14 protein-coding genes and 3 pseudogenes are annotated in these 24,152 nt (G+C 44.1%); 14 read left to right on the top strand and 3 right to left on the bottom strand.

Annotation, left to right across the window (positions count from 1 at the left end; genetic code table 11):
* Window positions 1–256 precede the first annotated feature (256 nt).
* The 10 genes and pseudogenes from H515_RS0110975 to H515_RS15130 all read left to right on the top strand — a co-directional run.
* Window positions 257–640, top strand: a pseudogene (locus H515_RS0110975) (transposase); the annotation flags it as partial.
* A gap of 29 nt (window positions 641–669) precedes the next feature.
* A pseudogene (locus H515_RS13480) lies at window positions 670–1,725 on the top strand (IS5 family transposase).
* A gap of 347 nt (window positions 1,726–2,072) precedes the next feature.
* Window positions 2,073–4,493: a TonB-dependent receptor gene (locus tag H515_RS0110965; protein ID WP_025877672.1), complete on the top strand. Its 2,421-nt coding sequence runs from the start codon at window positions 2,073–2,075 to the stop codon at window positions 4,491–4,493.
* Between the two features lie 64 nt (window positions 4,494–4,557).
* Complete coding sequence (locus tag H515_RS0110960; protein ID WP_025877674.1) at window positions 4,558–6,003, top strand: hypothetical protein; 1,446 nt, start codon at window positions 4,558–4,560, stop codon at window positions 6,001–6,003.
* Between the two features lie 166 nt (window positions 6,004–6,169).
* On the top strand, window positions 6,170–7,627 hold the full coding sequence (locus H515_RS0110955) for a hypothetical protein (RefSeq protein ID WP_028901953.1): 1,458 nt from the start codon (window positions 6,170–6,172) through the stop codon (window positions 7,625–7,627).
* Between the two features lie 57 nt (window positions 7,628–7,684).
* Complete coding sequence (locus H515_RS0110950; protein ID WP_028901952.1) at window positions 7,685–9,070, top strand: hypothetical protein; 1,386 nt, start codon at window positions 7,685–7,687, stop codon at window positions 9,068–9,070.
* A gap of 58 nt (window positions 9,071–9,128) precedes the next feature.
* On the top strand, window positions 9,129–10,235 hold the full coding sequence (locus H515_RS0110945) for a DUF4876 domain-containing protein (RefSeq protein WP_025877676.1): 1,107 nt from the start codon (window positions 9,129–9,131) through the stop codon (window positions 10,233–10,235).
* A gap of 92 nt (window positions 10,236–10,327) precedes the next feature.
* A complete protein-coding gene (locus H515_RS0110940) occupies window positions 10,328–11,323 on the top strand; it encodes a leucine-rich repeat domain-containing protein (RefSeq protein WP_025877678.1) in 996 nt (331 codons plus the stop codon).
* A 529-nt stretch (window positions 11,324–11,852) separates the two neighbouring features.
* Window positions 11,853–14,207 carry a C10 family peptidase gene (locus H515_RS13475; protein ID WP_238300171.1) on the top strand — a complete coding sequence of 785 codons (2,355 nt, stop codon included), beginning with the start codon at window positions 11,853–11,855 and terminating at the stop codon, window positions 14,205–14,207.
* 191 nt (window positions 14,208–14,398) lie between these two features.
* Window positions 14,399–14,614, top strand: a pseudogene (locus H515_RS15130) (hypothetical protein); the annotation flags it as partial.
* Window positions 14,615–14,621: 7 nt separating this feature from the next.
* Here the strand turns inward: H515_RS15130 and H515_RS0110930 are convergent.
* From H515_RS0110930 to H515_RS0110920, 3 genes are read right to left on the bottom strand one after another with little or no spacing between them, the layout of a single operon-like run.
* A complete protein-coding gene (locus H515_RS0110930) occupies window positions 14,622–15,200 on the bottom strand; it encodes a LutC/YkgG family protein (RefSeq protein ID WP_025877680.1) in 579 nt (192 codons plus the stop codon).
* Window positions 15,197–16,588 carry a lactate utilization protein B gene (locus H515_RS0110925; RefSeq protein ID WP_028901951.1) on the bottom strand — a complete coding sequence of 464 codons (1,392 nt, stop codon included), beginning with the start codon at window positions 16,586–16,588 and terminating at the stop codon, window positions 15,197–15,199. Before H515_RS0110925 ends, H515_RS0110930 begins: the two co-directional genes overlap by 4 nt.
* A 17-nt stretch (window positions 16,589–16,605) precedes the next feature.
* Window positions 16,606–17,337, bottom strand: a complete 732-nt coding sequence (locus tag H515_RS0110920; RefSeq protein WP_025875557.1) for a (Fe-S)-binding protein — start codon at window positions 17,335–17,337, stop codon at window positions 16,606–16,608.
* A 221-nt stretch (window positions 17,338–17,558) separates the two neighbouring features.
* Between H515_RS0110920 and H515_RS0110915 the strand changes: the two genes are divergently transcribed.
* The 4 genes from H515_RS0110915 (at window position 17,559) to H515_RS0110900 (ending at window position 24,142) form a co-directional block, all read left to right on the top strand.
* Entirely contained in the window at window positions 17,559–18,479 is a 921-nt protein-coding gene (locus H515_RS0110915) for a DMT family transporter (RefSeq protein ID WP_028901950.1), read from the top strand.
* A 90-nt stretch (window positions 18,480–18,569) separates the two neighbouring features.
* Window positions 18,570–20,492 carry a DNA topoisomerase 3 gene (locus H515_RS0110910; RefSeq protein ID WP_028901949.1) on the top strand — a complete coding sequence of 641 codons (1,923 nt, stop codon included), beginning with the start codon at window positions 18,570–18,572 and terminating at the stop codon, window positions 20,490–20,492.
* Window positions 20,493–20,589: 97 nt separating this feature from the next.
* Entirely contained in the window at window positions 20,590–22,704 is a 2,115-nt protein-coding gene (gene porE / locus H515_RS0110905) for a PorE family type IX secretion system protein (RefSeq protein ID WP_028901948.1), read from the top strand.
* 121 nt (window positions 22,705–22,825) lie between these two features.
* Window positions 22,826–24,142 (top strand): methyltransferase RsmF C-terminal domain-like protein, encoded by a 1,317-nt coding sequence (locus H515_RS0110900; protein WP_036891883.1) that lies wholly within the window; start codon window positions 22,826–22,828, stop codon window positions 24,140–24,142.
* Window positions 24,143–24,152: the final 10 nt, after the last annotated feature.

Raw genomic sequence — 24,152 nt, 5'->3', positions numbered from 1 at the left:
ACAAGAGCGTTCATCATTACCCTTATATGGGTATTAAAAGTACGAAGCAATAAGCAGGAAAGAATAATGTTAAATAAGGCGTATAGCTCATTTTGTAGGCTGTTTTTTGTATTAGGTGTTCAATAGCTCAAATTGCAGGCTGGCTTTATTCAGAATATTCAAAGAGTTTATATACCTTTGCCATGCAGTCTGAAGGTACTGTCCTATAAAAGTGTGTAAGCTTCTTTTTTCTTATCTTTGTATTTGAAAACTATAAAAAAGGGAAAAAAGACTCGCGGGGGACAGAGGGTATCGCGGACAGGAAACGTGCGGAGAGACGAACATCATGATACCCGGCGTTCCCAAGGCAAGCGACTCGCCACACAAGAAAAAGAAAAAACAAAGGTTCTTCCGCAAGAGAGCAGGAATAGAGCCTGTCATAGGGCACTGCAAGGCAGATCACCGATTGGGGAGAAACTTCTACAAAGGTCTCTTAGGTGATGCCATCAACGTGATGCTCGCTGCGGCTGCATTCAACTTCAAAAGAGCCATGCGGCTTCTTTTGTACCTTATTCGAACCATGATAAAATGGAGTATTCAAGGAGTGGATTCCAACTTTAACGAAACAAAGGTGTTATCCAATACCATCTGTTGGTTGTAAGTTGAGTTCTTGAGGGACGACTTTATAGTATAAAACAATGTCCTTCGTCTCCGAGTTTTGCTGACCTAATAGTTGGTCATCGTAAGGTTAAACAGACCTTTTTCTTTCAAATTGATCAGATAATCGACTGGAATCCCATTCGTGGACTTATTGAAATTGCTTACACCAAAGGCAACCGTCCCACTGGTCGTCCAAGCTATGACAGCCTTGTGTTGTTCAAGGCCGAGCTTCTTCGTACATAGTATGGCTTGAGTGACGGCGAGGTCGAAGAGCAGGTAAATGACCGTCTGTCCTTCAGTCGCTTTGTTGATTTAGGATTGGATGACTGCGCTCCAGATAGTACAACTGTATGCCGTTTCCGTAACATTTTGGTTGAAGCCGACCTTTACGACAATGTGCTGCAAGAGAAAAATCGCCAGTTAGAGTTGGCTGGTGTTTTGATTAAGCGTGGTGCCGTCGTTGATGCAAGTATCACGGATAGCCCTCGTCTGCCTAGCGGCCGTAAGGAATACGAAGTAGTTGAGGATCGCAATGAGGAATCAGGCAGGGATGTAGCAGAAAGCGCAATGGTTAAAGAGATCGTCAAGCCCAATGTTGATGGTGAAGCACGTTGGGTAAAGAAGATGAGGAAGCTACACTTCGGTTACAAGCAACATTCGGTTACAGATGAGAACGGTTTGGTGATAGCCGAGGAAAACACACTGGCTAACGAAAGTGACATCAAACATTTGGAAAAGCCATTAGAAAAAGCTAAACTTCCACAAGGTACACCTGTTTATGCCGACAAGGGTTATGATTCTACAGCAAACAAGGATGTACTTAAACGTATGAAGCTCAAGAGTCGTATCATGCACAAAGGAGTAAGGGGACGTAAGCTAACGGAAAGAGAGCAGCGTGTTAATGTAGCCATCAGCAAGACACGGTACAAGGTGGAACGTACCTTTGGATCTATTCATAGATGGTTTCATGGTGGCATAGCCAGATATGTAGGTTTAGATAAGACTCACGCACAACACATCATGGAGGCTATTGCCTACAATTTATATCGAACTCCAGGGATAATTGTGTCTAATTCTCTCAAATAAGGGGAGAATATGAGATGAAATAGAGCATATACAGCCTAAAAATCAAAAATATTGACTGCTGGTGAGCCAATAGTGCTCAAAAACAAGAATGAAAGAGAATGGGGTAAGGTTTTGCAGAGGTCTCATAATGGGCACACAGACAAAATTCCAAACAAGAGGAACATGACTTAGCCAACAAGCTCACCTACATCAACTGTTTTCGCTAAAAGTAGTTATGTCCGCAAAAAGGAGCAACAAGAAAATACTTATTTTTGGGTATGTACATTTTTTTTCTGAATCGAGAAATTGGAATACCTTTGCAACTCGAAAGAATATTCCACTATAATAACAATTATCAAAATAGTAAAATGTCGAAAAAAGAACAACGAACGCAAAAGATTCTATCGGCTCGAGACACTCTTTTCAAGGGATGCTTGCTAATGCTAACGATGCTGTTTCTAAGCATCTCTGCAACAAAGGCATACAACTGCACGAACACAAGCATAGATAAAGCCGAGGAAGGTAGCGTGACTCTTCAAGTTACAGATGCCTTAACGGGCGAACCCATAATAGGAGCCGTTGTGAAAGATAGCAACGGTAAGACATACGTCACCAACGAGTCGGGTATCTGCGCTATAAAGTTAAGCAACAGCGGCAAGAAGGTGAAAATCACTGTCTCATTCGTAGGTTACAAGAGTTACATTTCTTATGTGTCAGCACAAACACGCACACTGAACATCAAGTTAAAGGAAGACGTACAGCAATTAACTGGTGTAACGGTGACAGCAAAAAAGAGACACACCAACATCATGCAGCAAGCTAAGGCCCTGGATCAAAGTATACTCGAAAAAGGTGGTGCCACCTCGTTGGCAAAAATGTTGGAGTCTATTCCTGGTGTGAGTTCTATCAGTGCCGGTAGTACGGTGGCTAAACCTGTTATTCAAGGTATGCACAGTAGCCGTATTCTATTGATGAACAACGGTGTAAAATTAGAGAGTCAGAGTTGGGGTAACGACCATGCACCAGAAATTGACTATACAGGTGCCAGCATGGTAGAGGTTGTAAAGGGTGCTGAATGTATCCGTTACGGTTTTGGCGCCATGGGTGGTGTGGTATTGCTCAACGATGCGCCCCTACCCTATGGACATAACAAGCCAATCGTGAAAGGAGTTACCAACATCGGCTATGACACCAACGCGCGAGGAATAAGCGGTTCGGGAAGCATCGAAGCAGGTTGGAAGAATTTCGGTATGCGCCTGCACGGCAACTATACTCGTGGTGGTGATTACCATACGCCCGAATACATCATGAACAACACGGGCTACAACAACATCAGCATGTCTGCCATGGGTGGTTTTGAGAACAAGCGCATCACGGCAACCGTGCTTACAAGTTTGTTCTACCAACGCTCTGGTATCTATTTTGGCAGTCAAATATCCGACTTGGCGCAACTACAAGAACGATTCCGCATTGGTCGTCCAACAGAGTCGTCATTGCAACCATTCAGTTATGAAATTGGCATACCCTTCCAGCAATCACAACACTTCACGCTGAAAGGTGAGATGAAATATCGCATCAATCCAAAGCAATCGCTGGATTTGACTATGTCGTTCCAAGAAAATTTGCGACAGGAGTATGAGAACCGTATGAAAAAGGAGTGGAGCGTCATCCCGATGCAAGACCTCATATTGAAAACATACAAGGCCGACTTATCATATCGTGCCTCATGGAAGCCTTACAAAATGTCCACCTTTGCAGGCTTGGCAAACACATACCAAATAAACTACAACTTCCCAGGCACGAAGAATCCTGCCTTTGTACCAAACTTTGCCGCTCTCACCATGGGTGGTTTCCTGTTGCAAAAGGCGACTTTCTTTGAAAAATTGCAATGCGAATTGGGCTTGCGTTACGACTTTAGAGTAATGAGCGTGAGCGGTTACACGACGTTGAACAAGTACGACTATTACGATGACTTCAAGGTTTACAGCAACTTCACCTCGAGCTTTGCTGCTCACTATCAGTTTAACGACAACTGGGACATGCGTGCGAACATAGGCTGGTCATGGCGTCCACCAGACATCAACGAGCTTTATGCCGTCGGACTTCAAGAAGGTTCTTACTGGGTAGTGGGCAATAGAAACCTAAAGAGTGAGCGCGGATGGAAGTCCATCTTAGGCGCAAGGTATCGCAACACATGGATATCGGTAGAACCAAGCCTGTTCTACCAACACATCAACAGTTATATATACGACCATATCGGCTATGGCACTGACCGTTTTCACAACAGTCCAAGTGGAAAATACGCCAAGTTTATGTACGATCAGGACGATGTAAGGTTGTATGGTGGCGATATAGAAGCTACAGTAAATCCCATTAAAGGACTCAGTATCGTGGCAAAGGGCGAATGGATATTCGCACGCAACATTACACGAAACGACTGGTTGCCTTTCATGCCATCAGACAAGTATGGACTGTCAGCCAACTATGAACATGTCTTCGGTGCAGAGAAAAAGATAAAGGCATCGTTCTCTCTCTCTGGCAACTATGTCACGAAACAGGAACGTTTCGACCCCAACAAGGATTTAGTGGCAGTATCGCCCGACCCTTACTTCTTGCTTGGCACCACAGCAGACGTTGCCTTCAAGCTGTCCAACAACAGGGAAGTAAAGGTAATGTTGGTAGGCGATAACATCCTCAACACATTATATAAAGAATATACAGACCGATTTAGATATTATGCGCACGAACGTGGCATGAACTACTCTTTGCGCACAATCATTAAATTTTAAAAAAATGAAGTTACAATATAAGACAATAATGCGATTAACTATTTTAGCTGTAGGATGCTGCTGCATGCTTGCCGCATGTTCTACCGATAATGTTGATGATTTCTTGAAGAAAATAGTAAAAGCTCCTCCTGCTTCTATTGAGTACAATGGCAAGGGACACTCACAGATATACGCAGTAAGTGCCGTACTTAGAATGGGGTTCAAGGGTGAAAATATAAAGGTTGGAAACTTTGGTGCCGACAACAGTATAGACAACACATACGAACAAGACTCGTACAACATGATAAGCGTGAACACGGATAAACCGACAGACTATCCGCTCATGCAACAAATTGAGATAAGTAAGGACGACAATGGGCAAATGCAAATTACCAGTCAGCGTGACCATTTTGATGTAGTTGCATCAGATGACGTTTATTACGGACTTGAGCTTACGTATTATGGAGCCAACCACCAACAAATTAATGCTGAGTTCATACAGTTCTATTACAAGAAAAACGGCGACCCAGACCTCGACAACTCCACACTGGTACAACACCAACACTTCTTTACTATTGGCAACGAAGTATTGGAACACAGTTACACCATAGATGGTAAAACCGTATCCAAGAACAGTAAGCAGGGTTTTTATCCACACACACTGGATGAAAAATCCACTTATTATCCAGAGCTTACTTTTGAAATGGAGGGCGACAAGTTAAAGAGCTGCGACATCACCACTACCAATGCGCTGCTTGCACCTGAAAGTGGGAACAAATCAGATATCATGCCGTATGACAGCACTCTGATAGACAAGGCGATAAATATATTCCCTACGCTGAAAAGAAATCAAGCCACATGGACTGAAAATGGTTATAAATTCTTTCAAACACTCACCATGCAACATGCGGCAGAATTTGCTAACAAGTTGTTTACTTACCAATACCGAGATACCGACCCGTTTGAGAAACAATTGGGATATGAATATCAAGAAGGTAGCGGTGACGGCGGTGTAGTTGACGATGGCACAAATGCACTGAGACAAAGACAAGGTGATTTCGTAGAATTGCTGCATCAATGCCGGAGAATAGGTACGGGTCCAAACAATTTAGACAGAATGGGATTCAAGGGAGTGCTGCAATTTAACCAAGCCAACACCGAATTTGCTATGCAAATAAGCCTATGCAACATCGTATCACAAATGGATAAATCAAAGAATGCCATTTGGCCCAAATATGGAAATGATAATCCAGATGCCAACTCAAAGACTTGTTTCGAAATTCCAACATTCGGAAATGGAGATGGTAGAGGACTTTATAATTTTAATGAAATAAAATCAGAATGGAGTAATCACGATATTGATATTCCTTTAACATTCCGCGTCATTGCGGACATGAAAGATGGAGACGAGAAGTTCGTGGAAGATTTCAAAAAGTTCTATCCTCACATGGATACGAATGAAATCAAGAATTATTTCTTCAATCCTCAATATTTGCTGTCAAGGAATCGCAAGAGTATATTCGTCATGTAGAATCCAGCTAAATGGAAGTCATTTGCTCATCATCATTCCTCACACATAGCTGACACGTTCTCCTAACTAAGGAAAATTACTAACACGGCTAAGAGGAGTGAGAGTATGTAGCAAAGTGCCAATTATATTGGACTATCTAATCAAGAAATTTACATAAAAAAATAAAATGAAAAAATATAGTTTTTGCTTCGTTCTTATATTGATGCTATGTACATCATGCGATGATTTCATCTTTGGTAACATGAACATCAATTACAACGAAAATCCACTTGAATACAAAGAAGTACCACACAGCGGTGCGGATGCCATGGTTGACAGCTTGAAGAAAAAAGCTCCCTTTGGTGACACCATGAGTAATCCCGACCAAGATGGCGCATTCAACAACTGGGCTCGCTGCTTAGTCATGTTCAAGGAAGGACACTCACACGGTGATGAGAAATTTCATGGCAATTATGTTTACCCAGCAGCACCATGGAGACAAGAAGAATTTGTCATCGTAGAAAACAACTCACAAAAGTTTCCTACTGTAAAGGTAGAGTGGGAAAAAAGTATTCAAACCGTTTTTGAGAAGAAGTTAGGCAAACCTACTCCCCAGCAACCCTACATTCGCCTTATAGGTGGAGATAAAAACCTTTGGGGTATATGCCTGTACTTCTTGGATAAAGATGGAAAGCTGCTTAATGATGAGATATACAAGCACTCTGATGAGTATCAAATATTCTTTACCATTAGCGACGTGGACGATAAGGGGAATCCATACAAGATTGAAGACTGTAGAGGTACATGGGAAGTTGACAAAAATGGGAAAGATGGCAAAGTAGACGAGCATCCAGTCGTATCACCTTATTTCGAAGGAGTAGATAAGGATGAAACTTTAGGTCACGATATTATCATGCGTAGACAAAATGCAACCAAGAATTTGTTTGAATATGCCTACCGTGACACATGGCATCAGAATGCTATGGCTGACGGTATGCGCGAGTTTTACAACATTAGGTTGCTGCCACCCCTTGATGCCACCGATGCTAATTCATGCGTTTCCTATGACAAGGACTGTGTAGGGCTAAAAGGACATATCAACTTTTACTATGAAGCTAACGAGCCATCATCTAATTTTAGACCTGAAATAGATGGACGATATGGGTCTGGAGAGAAAAAAGACACATGGCCTTTCATGGTAAAAGGTTTTTCTGGTGAGTCTGTAGTATATAGCCGTCCTTCATATATATTGCCATACTTCTATCTTTCCGTAAGAGTAATGAAATGTCAAAAGGGAAAGAAGGCATACATTCCTAAGGCTACTATTGCCAACAAGGAACTGGACTATGCTGGATTTTGGGACGGGATGAAGAGTGAAAAAGCCTGTGCGCCATTCTATAATCCTTTCTGGCAATCGAAGAATACGACCCTTGAGGTTCCTGAATGGAAAGAGCTTATACGCTTTAACATACCTATCAAAGTGTATTGCAATAGGTTCGATTCCGACCCAACAAACGTTTCTCCAGCAGAACCATATTATTTCTACTTAGGCAGAGAGATTGGATTAACTGGAAAACAAGCATACGATGCAAGCCAAAATGTAAAGACGCATGGCTTTGGCGCATTTGGAAACTGGTTCCTCTAATTCATACAATTATTATAAACAACAAAAATTATCAGTACAAATAAACAAAAGAAAGATATGAAAAAAATAAATTACACCTTAATATTAGCGTTCATCGCATTATCAACCCTTTTCACAGCATGCCAGAGAGATGGCGACATGCCTGACAGAACAGATGCAAGTTCAACAGTGGATCACCTCATTTTCAAAGAAGTTTTTTACATTGGTTACTGCACTTATAGGGATTTGTCTTCCATGGGCTTCAAAAGCCAATATAGCAGATACGAGGATGCCAACTATCTGGTGATATACAATCCTACCAATCAACCGATATCGCTTGCCAACATGGCACTCGCATATCATGCCGTTGACCCAAGTATCCAATTTTCGTTCCAAAAGGACGGAGCTGGAGATTTTACCAAACGGTATTATGGCATTGGAGGAATGTCGTACTTCCCCAACAATCCTGTAACAAAAAAACCACATATCATAGAGCCGGGCGACAGTGTCATTGTAGTGAAGTATGCGTGTGATCACAAGAAGAAATTCCTTGCCGAGAATGAGATCACAGAAGAAGAGGCAAAGAAAGATTACTATGGCTGGGAGGCTCTGCCCGACTATAGTAAACTTCCAAAGGACAAGACCTTTGAATTGTGCAACCAGCATTCACCGAAAAACGGAATGTGCGACCCTAACGACAAATTTGACAACAAGGATATTCCAAACATGCGTGACCTTGTTTTGTGGGATGAACTTCCATTTAAGGGGCCAAGTCAGAGTATGCGCATGGCTTTGGTGAAGCTCCCTGATGGCGATGCATCCAAACCTCATACCAAAGACGAAAATGGATTTTATCCTGACGAATCGCCACGCTCACGTAACAATTGGTATCGACTATATGATTTGTATGGAACCGAGCAGGACCAAATTAATGACGAGACAGATCCGCTGAAGAAAAGAGAATTAGAAAAGAACAGAAAATACCCAACGGCATACTACCACATGATATATAACACAACTGGTATGGGAGGCATCAATGCTATTGAGCTGAATTACAATTGGGTTGTCGACTTCATTACCATTTGCCCTTCGACAGAGAAGAAAATGGACTTGCTGACAGGTCCAAGCTCTGTAACAGTATATGATGCGACAGGACACCCCGTAATGGAAGGAACAGAAGAAAAGAAAGAAAAAGTATGGTGGTACGACAGAGGAACGGCAAGTGTTTGCAAGCGGATATTTGGAATTAATGACTTTTCTAATCCGTCATTCGATCCTTCGCAATTACAAGGTGCGCTGATTCGTCGTAGCAATGGAAAGGGATTTGTAGCCGAGATGAGTTCTGCACTGAACTACACGAAAGGTGTACCATCATTGTGCAGACGCGACAGCAATGGAAAGCCGTTAGACATGACTGCATATTGGAAAGTCAACTCCATCAATGCACGTACCAAGAAGAAATAATAGTTGAGACATACAAGAATAACGAAACAACAATAATTGATATAAATGAGACAAGCAAATGAAGAATATGATGCTATGCGCCTTGGCAACAATTGCGCTTTTCGCAAACTGCACACGTGACGGACAGCCAGAAGAAAAGAAAAATACCGCTGAAACAGAAAGCGCAGACCTGATTATAAAAGACATTTACTATGCTGGAGACTTCGTGGAGACACCCAACGGCGACAAATCTGAAGAAACGGATGACAAGTTTATTTCCGTCTACAACCCAACCGACCATGACATAAGCCTTGAGAACATGGCTTTGGCACTCTGTCAGTACAACGCTGTTGACAAGATCAACTTTGACAAACCTAATTGCGATTATAGACAGAAAGGGTTTGGCGTTTCCAATATGATTGGTTTCCCTAAAGATAAAAGTGGCATGCCATACATCGTAAAGGCAGGCAAAACCATCGTTATTGCCATGAGAGCCATCAATCATGCGGAAGGATACAAGAAGTACTTGACAGAGAATGGAGAAGATCCAACCAAATACAAAGGTGTCGAAAAGCTTATTGACCTTTCCAAAGCCGACTTTGAATGGGGACAGAATGGTAACGAAAACGTTCCACACATGACGTTCCTCTATTGCAAGGAAAACGACAAAGAACAGGAAAACAGAATGAAAGAAGACAAATCGAAAGTCGGAGTATGGGATGAAGACGACGATGAGTATGTACCTTTCGGATTTGAGCGTAACTTCACCATTGCGCTGATACGTTTGGCAGAACCTATCGAGAAGATAAAAGAGAACATGAACAATGCCAAGGTAAATGAAGCGTTGCTTAAAGAAATTGAAGAGCCGACGGCAAAGTATGGACGCTATGTCATGTGGAACGAGAGTGGACATCACTCACATTCACAAATTTTCATGTTCTTACCTAACCAATGGGTCGTAGATGCTGTAAACGTAAGGTTCAAAGGAGCTGCTACTGAAAAAAGTTTCCCTATATCGGGTACACTGGACAAAGGTTGGAATGGCGTTTACGAAAAGGCTGATGACAAGATAGACGTTGGTGCAGGCAAGATGATTACTCGACGTTTCAATGGAAAAAGATTATCCGATACAAACAACTCATCGGTTGACTTTGAGGTCAAGAAAGTAGTTGTACCTAAGAAATAAGAAGGCATGGGCATTATAAATGCCTGCCTTCTCTTGCTAAACATCATGAAATAGGTTTTACCTAAATATGTTTAATTTAATATTTTTATAGTATGAGAAAAATTTACATGTTAACAATGAGCCTGTTCGTTTGCATGGGTGCATTCGCAGGCAACGTAAACGGCACTATTGGTGATAATTTGAAATGGACGTTTACCAATGATGGCACACTTACCATTAGCGGAACTGGAGAGATGCAACACGCAGATGGTAACTCTGTTTATGCATGGGGAACAGACAACCACACATTAAACCGTTCCTTAATCAAAAAGGTAGTGGTGGAAGAGGGGATAACAAGCCTTGGCGAATACATCTTCTGGGATTGTCAAAGCCTTACGGAAGTAAAATTACCAAACTCACTGACTGCACTAAGGAAAGAATGTTTCAAACATTGTTCTGTCCTTAGGTCCATAACATTACCCGACAACATCTCCATAATTGGCGAGAGTGCCTTTGAAGAGTGCAAGGCTTTAGAGACTGTTACTTTCCCGAAAAATCTAAAGGAAATAAACGCTAAAGCATTCTACAACTGCAATCTTAAGAAGGTAGACCTTTCACAAACACAAGTAGAAACAATTGGCATGGGAGCTTTTGCTCACAATGTTCAATGTGAAGAGGTGTACTTGCCAAAGACGCTCAAAACGTTCTTTGGTACCGATGAGGGCGCTTTTGGTGACTGCAACAATATAAAGAAAGCAGTATGCCTTGCTGTAAATCCGCCCCAAACCCTTGATGGAGGTGAAGACTTTATCAATGGAGGCATCAAAATGGATCCTGTTGATTGGGTAAACATTTTCACTGGCTTTGATGACGATTTTGTATTGGAAGTGCCAGCAGGAAGCGAGGATAAATACAGAAGCGCAAATGGCTGGAAAAATGCAGCCAACAACATTGTTACTGGTATCCGTGGTGTTAAGGCGTCTCAGGGAAAGTTTGGAGTATACGACATCACCGGCAAGAGATACATGAACCATGCAGATGCACAAACAGTCAACACATTGAAACGTGGCGTTTATATCGTCAATGGGAAAAAGGTTTTAGTTAAGTAACGCACATTGTTCCCCACCCATAGAATGTATTAAAGATGTACCTAAAGAAAACGTGCATAGAAACATCACATTCTGTGCACCATAAAACAAAGGTTATTCTATACATACTGGAGGTGGGGCTTTTTATTTTATCAAATTTACCTTAGGCTATACCTCGTGTTACACAAAAACACAAGATAAAAAAAACTATTGCTGTCCGCAAAACCTTTTGAGCCTAAAACAATAGGGCTGGATTCCTCCTGACTTCGTCACTTTTTCAAGACATATTTGTAAGTACATGATAATCAATGATCATCTTTGTTACTTAGGGTGACGTGCAAAAAGGCAAGTAAAATAGCAAGCTCGCCCCCCTTTATACGAAAAATAACCAGATTTTTTACATTCTTGCAAGAAGTAATGGATGATTTATATTTCTGGGTGACACGATGACGAAGTCAGGAAAAAGCAGTGGAAGTACAGAGAAAGGAAAAATGAATTACACTCTTTTAAGGACACTACCAGAATTACTTTTTATACTAATAAATTAAATATGAGGAAAATTTTTACAACTTTAGCGTTGCTATGCGCAACAACTGTGGCTTTTTCCGCCCCTGTGGGCAGACAACAAGCCCGACAAGCTGCATTGACTTTTATCAAGAGTCATGCAAGTACTAACTCACATGTCGTTACACGAGCTTCACAAGCCGTACCCTCACTCAAAGAGGTGGCAAGTACCAATGCTTACTACATTTTCAACGTAGGTAAGGGACAGGGCTTCGTCATCGCCTCTGCTGACGATCGCACGGTTGACGTGTTAGGTTATGCAGAAGAGGGAACATACGACGAGCAGCAATGTCCTGCATCGCTAAAGATGCTCTTGGCACAATATCGACAGGAGGTGAGCATGCTGAACAACATGCCTACCACCACAAAGCCTGCCACCACTCGCGCCAACAGAACGCTACAGCCCATCGAACCGTTGCTGAAAACTACATGGAGTCAGTACGGTCCCTACAACCAACAAACACCCATGCACCAAGACAAGCACTGTGTCACGGGATGCGTTGCCACGGCAGCAGCCCAAATCATGGGCTACTATCAGTACCCAAAGAAGGCTCCCGCCATACCTGCCTACACAGCTCCGTCGGCTCGTCTGCAGGTGCCCGAGCTTGCCGAGAGTACCTTCGAGTGGAACGACATTCTGCCTTCGTACCGCATTCCCACCACCCAGCAACAGCAAGACGCAGTGGCTAAGCTGATGAGGTATGTGGGACAGGCGGTGTACATGGATTATACCGCTGATGATTCGGGTGCCGATTCCTACAACGTGATATTGTTCCTTACCCGATTGTTTGGCTACTCTAAGGACATGCACCGTGTTTTCAGAGACCGCTATACCAGCGAGGAATGGTGCAACCTGATATACAATGAGTTGAAAGCCAAACGACCCGTATATTACTTTGCCGAAGATGTGGTGTACAACTATGGTCACGCCTTTGTCTGCGATGGCTACAAAGAAGGCGACTACTTTCACATCAACTGGGGCTGGGGAGGTCAATTCAACGGCTACTATCGCCTGTCGGTTCTTTCGCCACGCGAATATGGATTTACGCAACTGCCCAGTATCTACACGCGCGAGCAAGGAGCTATCATCGGATTCAGACCAAGCGAAGGTGCTGACGTATTTCCCAAAATTGTGGACGTCAAGGAGATGACGCCCCTACAAGATCAAAGCCGCTCGAACAGTAGCGATGACTTCACGGATTTTGACATCACCATGAAATGCGTGAACAATTACGGCGAAGCCTTTGATGCCGATTGCGGCATAGGCTTTTGGCAGGGAGGTAGATTAATAAACGCCGTAAAGCTGTTCAGCTCTGCGTTCAAGACCGACGGCAAGATACAAAGGAACGAAGCGAACTTCAACATACCGCACACCCTCGCCAACGGAAAGTACACCGTACTACCCGTTTACCGCATTCAAGGAGAAAACGAATGGAAAGCCTGTGGCGGCATTGGAGACATGGCGCAGGAGATAGAGATTACCGACACGGAACTGAAGACCTCCACTGCCAAGCCTATTTTAGTGGTGAAGAAAGTGGACGTAAAAGGTAGCAAGGAGGCAGGACGTCCCTTGTTCGTCACCCTCACCATAGAGAACAAAGGCGACGAGTTGTACGACACCTTCGACATGCTCTTCAAGTATGACTATGTGGCTTCTACCACCACCTTCCTGCCAGCAGGACAGACGACAGACGTGGTGTTTGAGCTTTATCCAAAGGAGGTTGGAGAGTTTGACTACTCCTTCGAATGCAAATCGGGCGTCACTATCAGCTCCAGAGGAAACATTACCATTACTGAACCTAAGTCGAAAAAACTTCCTTCGGTTGAGGTGAAAATCGAACAAAGTGAAGAAAATGCTTTCCAAGCTCCTGCCATGAAGGGAAAACTCATTGTGACCAACAGCGAGAATGCTGACTATTGCGGTGGATTCGACATTGAACTGCGTTGCAAGAAAGGCAATACAAACGAGGCTTACCTTGAAAACAAAATCTCGCTGGCAGACATCATTCCCGCCAATAGCACGAAGGAAATACCGTTCTCGATAGACAACGTTGCCGCTGGGGCGCAATATGCCATTTACGTAGATGGTTATAAGGTCGAGGAACAAGAAGACTTCATCCAGGGTGGGATGAAATACGTACCTAAATGGGAGCGCATTCTCAAGACACCGTTCTACATGGCAAAAGACGCAACTGCAGCAATCGCTGCTCCGCACATCAGCCATGAGCCAATGCTCATATACAACCTGCAAGGTGTAATGGTAGGCAAAGGCGAACAACAGTTCGAGTCACTGCCAAAGGGCATCTACATCATCGGTGGCAAGAAAGTAGTTAAACGATAACCACCATCCTCATCAGCCCATTCATCTTTTCGACAAGGCACAGAAGCATTCTCTTGACCTTTTCGGAGTTGAATGGGCTGTTGCATGTCGTTGCATGGTACTGTCCTATAAAAGTGTGTAAGCTCCTTTTTTCTTATCTTTGTATTTGTAAACTATAAAAAAGGAAAAATGAAACTTACACACTTTTATAGGACAGTACCTTGGGGAGGAACTTCCACAAGGGTCTCTTGGGTGATGCCATCAACGTGATGCTCGCTGCGGCTGCATTCAACTTCAAAAGAGCCACGCGGTTTCTTTTGTACCTTATTCGAACCATCATAAAATGGAGTATTCAAGGAGTGGATTCCAACTTTAACGAAACAAGGGGGTATCCACTACTATCTGTTGGTTGTAAGTTGGGTTCTTGAGGGACGACTATTTATCTATCAAGATGACAGTTAACCCATGCGCCGCCTGTGCCCCCATGACCAATGCCTGTTCTATATCGGCTGTTTTGCTTGGCCCTGATATGAACACCCCATAGCCATAATGGTTCATTTCCAACATTTTATAGGCTTCATGCATGTTGTTGACCAGCTTGCTACGATCGACCAGTATCACCAGTTCCTCGGAAATGAAACAGATGGCACGTTCCTTCATTGTTTGCGGAACCCAGATACAACCGTTTTCTGCCACACCAAAATCGCCTCTGACAATACCCACATCGACACCGTTGAGTTCCGAGGCATCGGCAACCGTATCAGGATTCTTATCTGCCGTGATACCTTCTACATTGGAAGCCAATACCTTCGCATCAGGGAAAGCCAATTGTATAATGGCATTCAAATCATCGTCAGGCTTCGCCTCAATCACTTTTCCACCAACAGTTTTCGACATTTCGATAAACTGTTCAGCCACATTTTTATATACAATGCCCTTCACCGGTTCTTCCGGCATGTCAAACTGCACCGTTGTTCCCAATCGCAGCTTGTTCAACAATTCTTCCTTCTTCATGATTGCTTCTCCTCTGCTAACTCTTTCATTGCTTGCTTATAAATCTCATGGAATGGCTTCTTTGGAAATTTCATCATCTCATGCCCAATTGACCATGCGTTCAGTTTGAAATCGAAAAACTTGCGGGGAATCATATTCATCACTGACGAGGTTCGGAGCAGAGTGTCGTAGAGTGGATAGTTCTCAAATACCATCTTCATGCCACTTGCCATCAGTTTTTTCTCAGTGTTTTCCGTTCCGAATGTTTCCAATTCCTGTCTCCAACTATATATCTGGCTGCCTGGTTCAACCTTGGTGGGACACACGTGGTCGCAACTCAAACACAACGAGCAGGCTGAGACATTACCACTGTGCAGTTGAGGATTTTTCAACATTCCAAGATTGACTCCAATGGGGCCGGGAATGAAATAACTGTAGGAGTAGCCCGTTGAACGGCGATAGACAGGGCAAGTATTCATACAGGCACCACAACGGATGCATTTCAACGTCTTCCAATGCCGTTCGTTGGCTATCATGTCGCTACGCCCGTTGTCAACCAATATCACGTGCATCTCACCGTCGGGGCGGGCCTTACGGAAATGCGAGGTGAAAGTTGTCGTGGGCTGTCCAGTACCACATCGGCACAGCAGACGTTGGAACACGGCCAACGAGTCGTAGTCAGGAATCACCTTTTCTATTCCCATAGCGACGATGTGGAGTTTAGGGAAGGACGTACTCATATCGGCATTGCCTTCGTTGGTGCAGACTACGCAATCACCCGTTGAGGCCACGCCGAAATTGCATCCTGTCATGCCTGCCTCAGCTTTGATAAATTCCTGTCGCAGACTGTGGCGTGCACATTGGGTCAGATAGGTGGGGTCGTGGTTGCCCTTATCTATTGATATACCTTTTTGCTCGAACATTTCGCCTACCGCATCACGCGTAAGGTGAACGGCTGGAACAACAATGTGCGACGGGCGCAGGTGCATCAACTGGAGGATTCGTTCACCAAGGTCGGTTTCCACCACGTCTATGCCTCGCTCGATGAGGTAGTCGTTCATATCACACTCCTCGGTGAGCATCGATTTAGACTTCACCAACTTGTTCACTCTGTGTGATTCCAAAATGCCATAGGCTATCTCGTTGAATTCCTGTGCGTCGCCTGCCCAATGGACAATCACCCCGTTCTTCTCCAAATTGTCGGAGAACTGTGTCAGATAATCAGCCAAATGTGTCAACGTGTGTGCCTTTATCTCGCTGGCATGCTCTCTCAGGTTCTCCCACTCAGGAAGTTGAGATGCCATGATGTCTCTTTTCTTGCGAAGACCCCAGAAAGTCTGGTCGTGTCGCGTTATCTTGTCAGCGTTCTTTAAAAACTCTGCCGCTTTCTTTGAATGACTTGTTGCCATATTCCCTTTGTTTAAATTTAAATACCTGCTGCCAAAATCTCAGCCACATGCTTGAAACGGATACCATATTTATTCTTGTTGGCTATTCCCTGCATGTGCATCAGGCAGGAGCTGTCAGGTCCAGTGACAAACTCTGCGCCCGTAGCCATGTGGCGCTGCAACTTGTCAACACCCATTCGAGTGCTGACCTCCGGTTCCTCAACTGCAAACATACCACCAAAGCCGCAACACTCGTCGGAACGTTCGGGTTCTTTCACGGTGATGCCCTTCTTCAGTTTCAACAAATCTATTATCTTGTTGAATCGCTTTACGTGCTCTTCAGTAGGCGAACTCAAGCCAAGCTCACGGACACCGTGGCATGAATTGTGTACGGAGACCACGTGGTCGAAACTGCCAGGAAGCTCTTTCACTTTCAATACATCGTGCAAGAATTCGACAAGCTCCATTGTCGTTTCAGGTGTCTTGCACTCATGGGTGTGCAGTTGTGGGTGGTTGACACGCACAAAGGAGGCACACGACACACTCGGCGTGACAACATAGTCGAACTCCTTGAATATATCGTCAAACTTTTCAGCCAACTTGCCTGACATACGCTGGAAACCTCCATTAGCCATCGGTTGCCCACAACAAGTCTGGCGCTCAGGATAAACGACATCCAACTTGAGCTTTCGCAAAAGCTTATACGTGGCGACACCTACCTCCGGGTACAAGGCATCCACATAACACGGGATAAATAGCCCTATCTTCATAATGTTTGTATCTTGTTCGTTATTCTGCTACAAAAGTAGAAAATATTTAGGACAATAACGAAATATAGATCAAAAAGGAACTACATTATTAAAGGAATTAATCATTTGTTGTTCTATTGTGTAATAACTTTAAACAGAGCAAAGATTATGGTGTGTCAATGCTTGCCACTGCTGATAAATTTATTATCTTTGTATTCAATTTTCGGAATTATTGTAATAGAATGGGTAACAAGAAAGCATTGACGGCTCACTTATGTATGCTAAGTGCCGCTATTATATGGGGACTGATGTCGCCTATCGGAAAAGATGCCATGATTCATGGTATCAGCGGATTGGAGATGGTGGCATTCAGGGTTTCAGGTGCTGCGATACTGTTTTGGATCAGCTCTTTATTCGTCAAGTACGAAAGAGTTCCGCTGAAAGATGTCTTTTTATTTGCAGCCGCTGCTCTGTTCGGTGTGACGTGCAATCAATGTCTCTTTACGATGGGACTTAGCTACACCTCGCCCGTCAACGCCAGTGTCATCACCACAAGTATGCCAATCTTTGCCATGGTGCTGGCATTCCTTATCCTTAAAGAGCCCATCACCTTCAAAAAGGCTTGCGGAGTTGCGATTGGCTGTGCAGGGGCCGTGATACTAATACTGACAAGCATGAATGCCGTGAACAGCAAAGTGGGCGATGTCCGTGGCGACCTGATGGTTTTAGGAGCACAACTTAGTTTTGCCCTCTACCTATCGCTGTTCAACAAACTCGTGAAGCGTTATTCCGTTTTCACCATCAACAGATGGATGTTCCTCTGGGCATCGGCCTATGTGTTGCCATTTGCAGGGGAGGAGCTGCTCAATCATGACTTTGGATTGATTTCAGCAAAGACATGGATGGAAGTGGGCTACACCGTGTTCTTTGGAACTTTTGTCAGTTATCTTTTGATGATGATAGGCCAGCATGTGCTTCGTCCAACCATAGTCAGCGTTTATAATTACGTGCAACCTATTGTCGCCGTTACGGTTTCGCTATTAACAGGCATTGGCGTGTTCACGCTCAATCAGGGCATTGCCATCATCTTAGTATTCAGTGGTGTGTGGCTGGTTATCAAATCGAAATCGCGTAAAGATTTGGAAAACCAGTCTAAAACCTGAAATTCGTCTGGGAACTATGAACGACTTGTAAAAAAGAAAAAATATTATTATCTTTGCAAGATTGAAAAAAGAAGAACAGGAACAGAACAGATGAAAGTTTGCATTGCAGAGAAACCAAGTGTGGCACGGGATATTGCCCGTATCCTTGGAGCTACAAGCTCTCATGATGGCTATATGGAAGGCAATGGGTATCAGGTGACATGGACATTCGGACACCTGTGCGAACTGAAAGAACCTAACGACTATATTGAGAACTGGAAATATTGGAGTTTGGCGGCACTACCCATGATTCCGACACGTTTCGGAATCAAGCTGATTGAAGACGAAGGCATCATAAAACAATTTGCCATCATAGAGAAATTGTATCAAGGAGCTGACGAAATCATCAACTGTGGCGATGCCGGGCAAGAGGGAGAGCTGATACAAAGGTGGGTGATGCAGAAGGCAAAGGTGAAATGTCCCGTTAAGAGACTTTGGATTTCATCAATGACGGATGAGGCCATCAAGCAAGGATTTGCAAACTTGAAAGACCAAAAAGATTACGATCCGCTTTATCTTGCCGGACTTTCAAGAGCCATCGGAGACTGGCTTTTGGGCATGAATGCCACACGACTCTACACCTTAAAATATGGAAACAACCGATATGGTAAAAATGCGCAGATACTTTCCATAGGGAGGGTTCAGACTCCCACCCTCGCATTGATAGTAGAACGTCAGAAAGAAATTGACAACTTCAAGCCAGAACCCTATTGGGTATTGGCGACGCTCTATCGAAACATCCAGTTCACAGCAACTAAAGGTAAGTTCACGACAAAAGAGGAGGGCCAAAATACATTCTCACTCATAGATGGCAAGCCCTTCACCATAACAAGTGTTGCGAAGAAAAAGGGATCAGAACAACCCAAGCAACTTTACGATTTAACTTCGCTACAGGTGGATTGCAACCGAAAATTCGGCTATTCGGCCGAGATGACGCTCAACACTATCCAAAGCCTTTATGAACGAAAGTTCACAACCTATCCGCGTGTTGACACGCAATTTCTGACCGACGATGTCTATGATCAATGTCCCAAAATCATGAACGGAATATATCAGACAGCCTTTTCGGGAAAGAAACCATACGCAGAATTTGTGAAAAAACTTGGGGGAAAGCCACTGCCAAAACCGAAAAACGTTTTCGACTCAACGAAAGTGACCGACCACCATGCCATTATCCCCACAGGAATAATCCCACAAGGCTTGTCGAACGCAGAGCAAAATGTTTTCGACCTCATTGCAAGACGCTTTATCTCAGCATTCTATCCTGACTGCAAATTCTCAACAACGACCGTTTTAGGGAAGGTGGACGAAATAGAATTCAAGGCGAGTGGCAAGGAAATATTGGACGAGGGATGGCGTGCAGTATATAATCAGCGACAAGAAACTCCACGAGGCACTCTGAAAGAGGACGGCAATGACTTGCCTCAAGACAACATTGACCAGCAAGCGACTATCGTCAACCCATCTATGGTGAAGCCAGGAGAACCTACGGGTAACATTCTGCCTACTTTTACAAAAGGAGAATCGGGTCCTCATACTCCGACACTCACCGAGAAACAGACCATTCCTCCTAAACATTACACTGAAGCCTCGTTGCTCCGCGCAATGGAAACAGCTGGAAAACTCGTGGACGACGACACTTTGCGAGCTGCTCTCAAAGAAAATGGGATCGGACGCCCATCGTCAAGGGCGGGAATCATCGAGACACTCTTCAAGCGACATTATATCCGACGCCAGAAAAAGAACCTTGAGGCTACAGAAACAGGAATTGCTCTGATCGACACTATTCACGAAAGACTTCTTACATCGGCTGAACTGACTGGTATTTGGGAAAAGAAACTCCGTGACATAGAACACAGAAAATACGATGCCGGACAATTCATCAATGAACTGAAGGAGCAAATAACGAACATCGTCAATGACGTTCTCGCTGACAATACTAACCGAAAAATTGGAACTATTGGTGAACAATAAACATCGCTTTGAGAGGATTGCAGAAGATAATCGCACCCCTCTGACAGCTAACGGTCATCGCCTACAATATTATCGTTCATTCAACGTTGATAATAGCATGAACAGACTCAGAACGACACATATAAAAAAGAGCCACAACAACCATGTTCATCAATATGGTTGCAGACTGTTTTTGTTTTTATTGGCAATAATACTTACAAGCAGTTGCGGTATTGATCGCAACATCAAGAAAGGTGAGAAGTTCCTTTCCATAGGAGAATACTACGATGCAGCTGCCCAATTCAAAACAGCTTATCAGCGTACACCTACGAAGAACAGGGAACAACGTGGACAACTGGCCAAGAAAATGGCCTATTGTTACGATAGAATCAACTCATCGCAACGAGCAATTGCAGCATACAAGAATGTTGTCCGATATAAACAAGACGACTATCAGACGCACCTGAAATTAGCCGAAAACCTCATGAAGAACGGCTCTTACGGCGAAGCACTCAAGGAGTATCGGCTTGTTCTTGACTCAATGCCTGACAATGGATTGGCAGCCGAGGGAGTTTCTGCCGCTACAGTGGCACCAACCATAAAGGAACAGGGGTCTTATTATAAAGTCAAGAAGATGACTATCTTCAACTCACGCCGACAGGACTATTCGCCAATGATTTACGGAGACCAGCACAATCAACTCTATTTCACTTCAACCAGAAACGATGCCAAAGGGGATGAGATTAGTGGCATAACCGGTGTAAAGCCCGGTGACATCTTTTTCAGCGAGAAAGACGAGAAAGGAAAATGGACGACACCTAAATCTATAGATAGTGGTCTGAATACTGAGGCTGACGAAGGAACGCCTGCATTTTCGGTCGATGGACGGGAAATGTACATTACCCAATGTCTGACAGATGCCACCTACCCCAGATACGCACAGATAGCAGTCAGCAATCGTTCGGACGCTGCATGGGGCAAGGCCACCAAACTGGAGATAAGTCGCGATACGTTGTCCAGCTTTGCACATCCGGCTATTTCCCCAGATGGAAACTGGCTGTATTTCGTAAGTGACATGCCTGGTGGCAAGGGGGGATTGGATATATGGCGTGTCCGCATGGTTGGCGGAACAACAGGCGGTGTCGAGAACCTGGGCGAGCCTATCAATACTTCTGGCGACGAAATGTTCCCGACGTTCCGTCCAAACGGAGATTTCTACTTTTCATCTACCGGGCACGGGGGATTGGGAGGATTGGATATCTTCATTGCCAAAGTAGGTTCTGACAGACGATACCATATCGAGCATCCCGGATTTCCACTCAACTCGCAAGGTGACGACTTCGGTATGACGTTTGAAGGACGACAGAACCGTGGCTTTTTCTCTTCCAACCGAGGTGACGGGCGTGGCTGGGATCATATTTACAGTTTTGAACTTCCAGAAGTGGTGCAGACCATCAAAGGGTGGGTCTATGAGATGGAAGGATACGAATTGCCTGCAGCGCAGATATTTATGGTTGGCGATGATGGTACCAACCGTAAGCTTGCGGTCAAGGGAGATGGTTCTTTCGAACAGGAAATCAAACCAGGTGTCAACTATATTATACTTGCAACATGTCCTGGCTTCCTCAACCACAAGGAAGAGCTGAAGGTAGAACCTGTTACTGAATCAAAAGAATACGTACTACAGTTCCCGTTGGCAAGTATCAGGGTGCCCGTAATGATCGACAACATCTTCTATGATTTCGACAAGGCGACATTGCGTCCGGAATCGAAAGCTGCATTAGACGATCTTGTGAAGTTGCTCAACGAGAATCCTAACGTCACCATAGAGCTATCATCCCACACAGATTACAAGGGATCTGACAACTACAACAAACGCCTGTCTCAACGAAGGGCCGATGCGGTTGTGGCTTACTTGATTGAACATGGAATCGCCAGCGACCGACTCTCACCCGTTGGCTATGGCGAAGAAAAGCCAAAAACCATCCGCCGTAAGACAACAGAAAAGTTCCCGTGGTTGAAAGAAAATGACGTGCTCACCGAAGAGTTCATCACCAAACTTAACAAAGCCAATCAGGAAGCAGCCAACCAGTTGAACCGCCGCACTGAGTTTATCGTACTCCGCACAACCTACGGTATGTTTGACGAGAAAGGGAATCTCAAGAATCCACCCAAACCGAAAGTCAAGGAGACGTTGGAAGACGAGGGAGACGTCTATTTTGAGACTGAATGATGAATCTTCACAAGGGTTGTCATTCAATCTGATTGTGTCGAGGCATGATAACCAGTGACTGACAATGCACCATTACTTATTAAACATCTAACAAGGAAATACCTCATTGCCCAAGAATAAAATGAATTTGCCGAAAGAATTTGAGACCTACACACGTAAATTGTTTGGAGAAGAGCGATATGCGCTTTTCTTTAAGAGCTTAGACCAAGATTCTCCGACAAGCATCCGCCTCAATACCTTTAAGCTAAAAGAGAATGAGGGCATATCAGAGACGCTCATCCCACAACAAATACCATGGTGCAAGGAGGGATATTACCTCAACGAACGTCCCAATTTTACCTTCGATCCCCTGCTGCATGCCGGTATCTACTATGTTCAGGAAGCCTCATCAATGTTTCTTTCACACGTGCTTCGGCAACTCATCAAGCATCCTGTCACGATGCTTGACCTCTGTGCGGCTCCAGGAGGCAAGACGACCTGTGCACGAACGGCTATCCCCGATGGCAGTTTGCTGTTTTCAAATGAGCCCATAGGAAAACGAGCACAGATATTAGCAGAAAACATACAGAAATTCGGACATCCCGATATTGTTGTAACAAACAACTATCCGAGAGATTACAAGAAGACAAAACTGGTTTTCGACGTGATTGTTGCCGATGTTCCATGCTCAGGTGAGGGAATGTTTCGGAAGGATGCGCAAGCCATTGAGGAATGGAGCCTACAGAATGTAGAGAAATGCTGCCAACTCCAACGAAGCATCATAACAGATATTTGGGACAACCTAAGACCGGGCGGCATACTTGTTTACTCAACCTGTACGTTCAATGCTCATGAGAACGAGGAGAATATAGCGTGGCTTCTGAAGCATTACGATGCTGAGCTTATAGAAATACCCGTTGAAAAAGAATGGAACATCACAAGTTCACTCATCGGCAATCCACTGAGCGATGGTAGAAAATTTCCTGTTTACCGTTTCATTCCTGGTCTTACCAAGGGAGAGGGGCTTTTCATGGCGATCATAAGGAAAGCAGGAGATAATGAGAATCTGAACAACCCAAACGACATAAGGTCAGACAAAATTGTCGCAGAAGCCAATAAGAAACTGAAAGTACTCGTCCATGGGGTAAAAAAGAATATCGAAAAAGGCAAGAATATCATACCCGACCACAGTCTGGCTCTTTCCATTGTCGGCAATAAGGGTAAGTTCCCAGCAATAGAAATAGACTATTCCACCTCCATCAGCTATCTCCGTCATGAGGCAATCGTGCTTCCACCGGATTCCCCCAAGGGTATTGTCACTCTCCAATATAGGGGCGTGCCTATTGGATTTGCCAAGAACCTCGGCAGTAGGGCCAACAATTTATATCCTCAAGAGTGGCGAATCAAGAGCAGTCATATACCTGATGAACAAGTAATTATTAGTAAAAAGAAAATATAAGCAAACAGAA

Source organism: Prevotella corporis DSM 18810 = JCM 8529, from assembly GCF_000430525.1.
GTDB classification, from domain to species: domain Bacteria; phylum Bacteroidota; class Bacteroidia; order Bacteroidales; family Bacteroidaceae; genus Prevotella; species Prevotella corporis.
The sequence above is the reverse complement of the archived record's forward strand: the minus strand, read 5'-3'. Positions and strand labels throughout refer to the sequence as shown.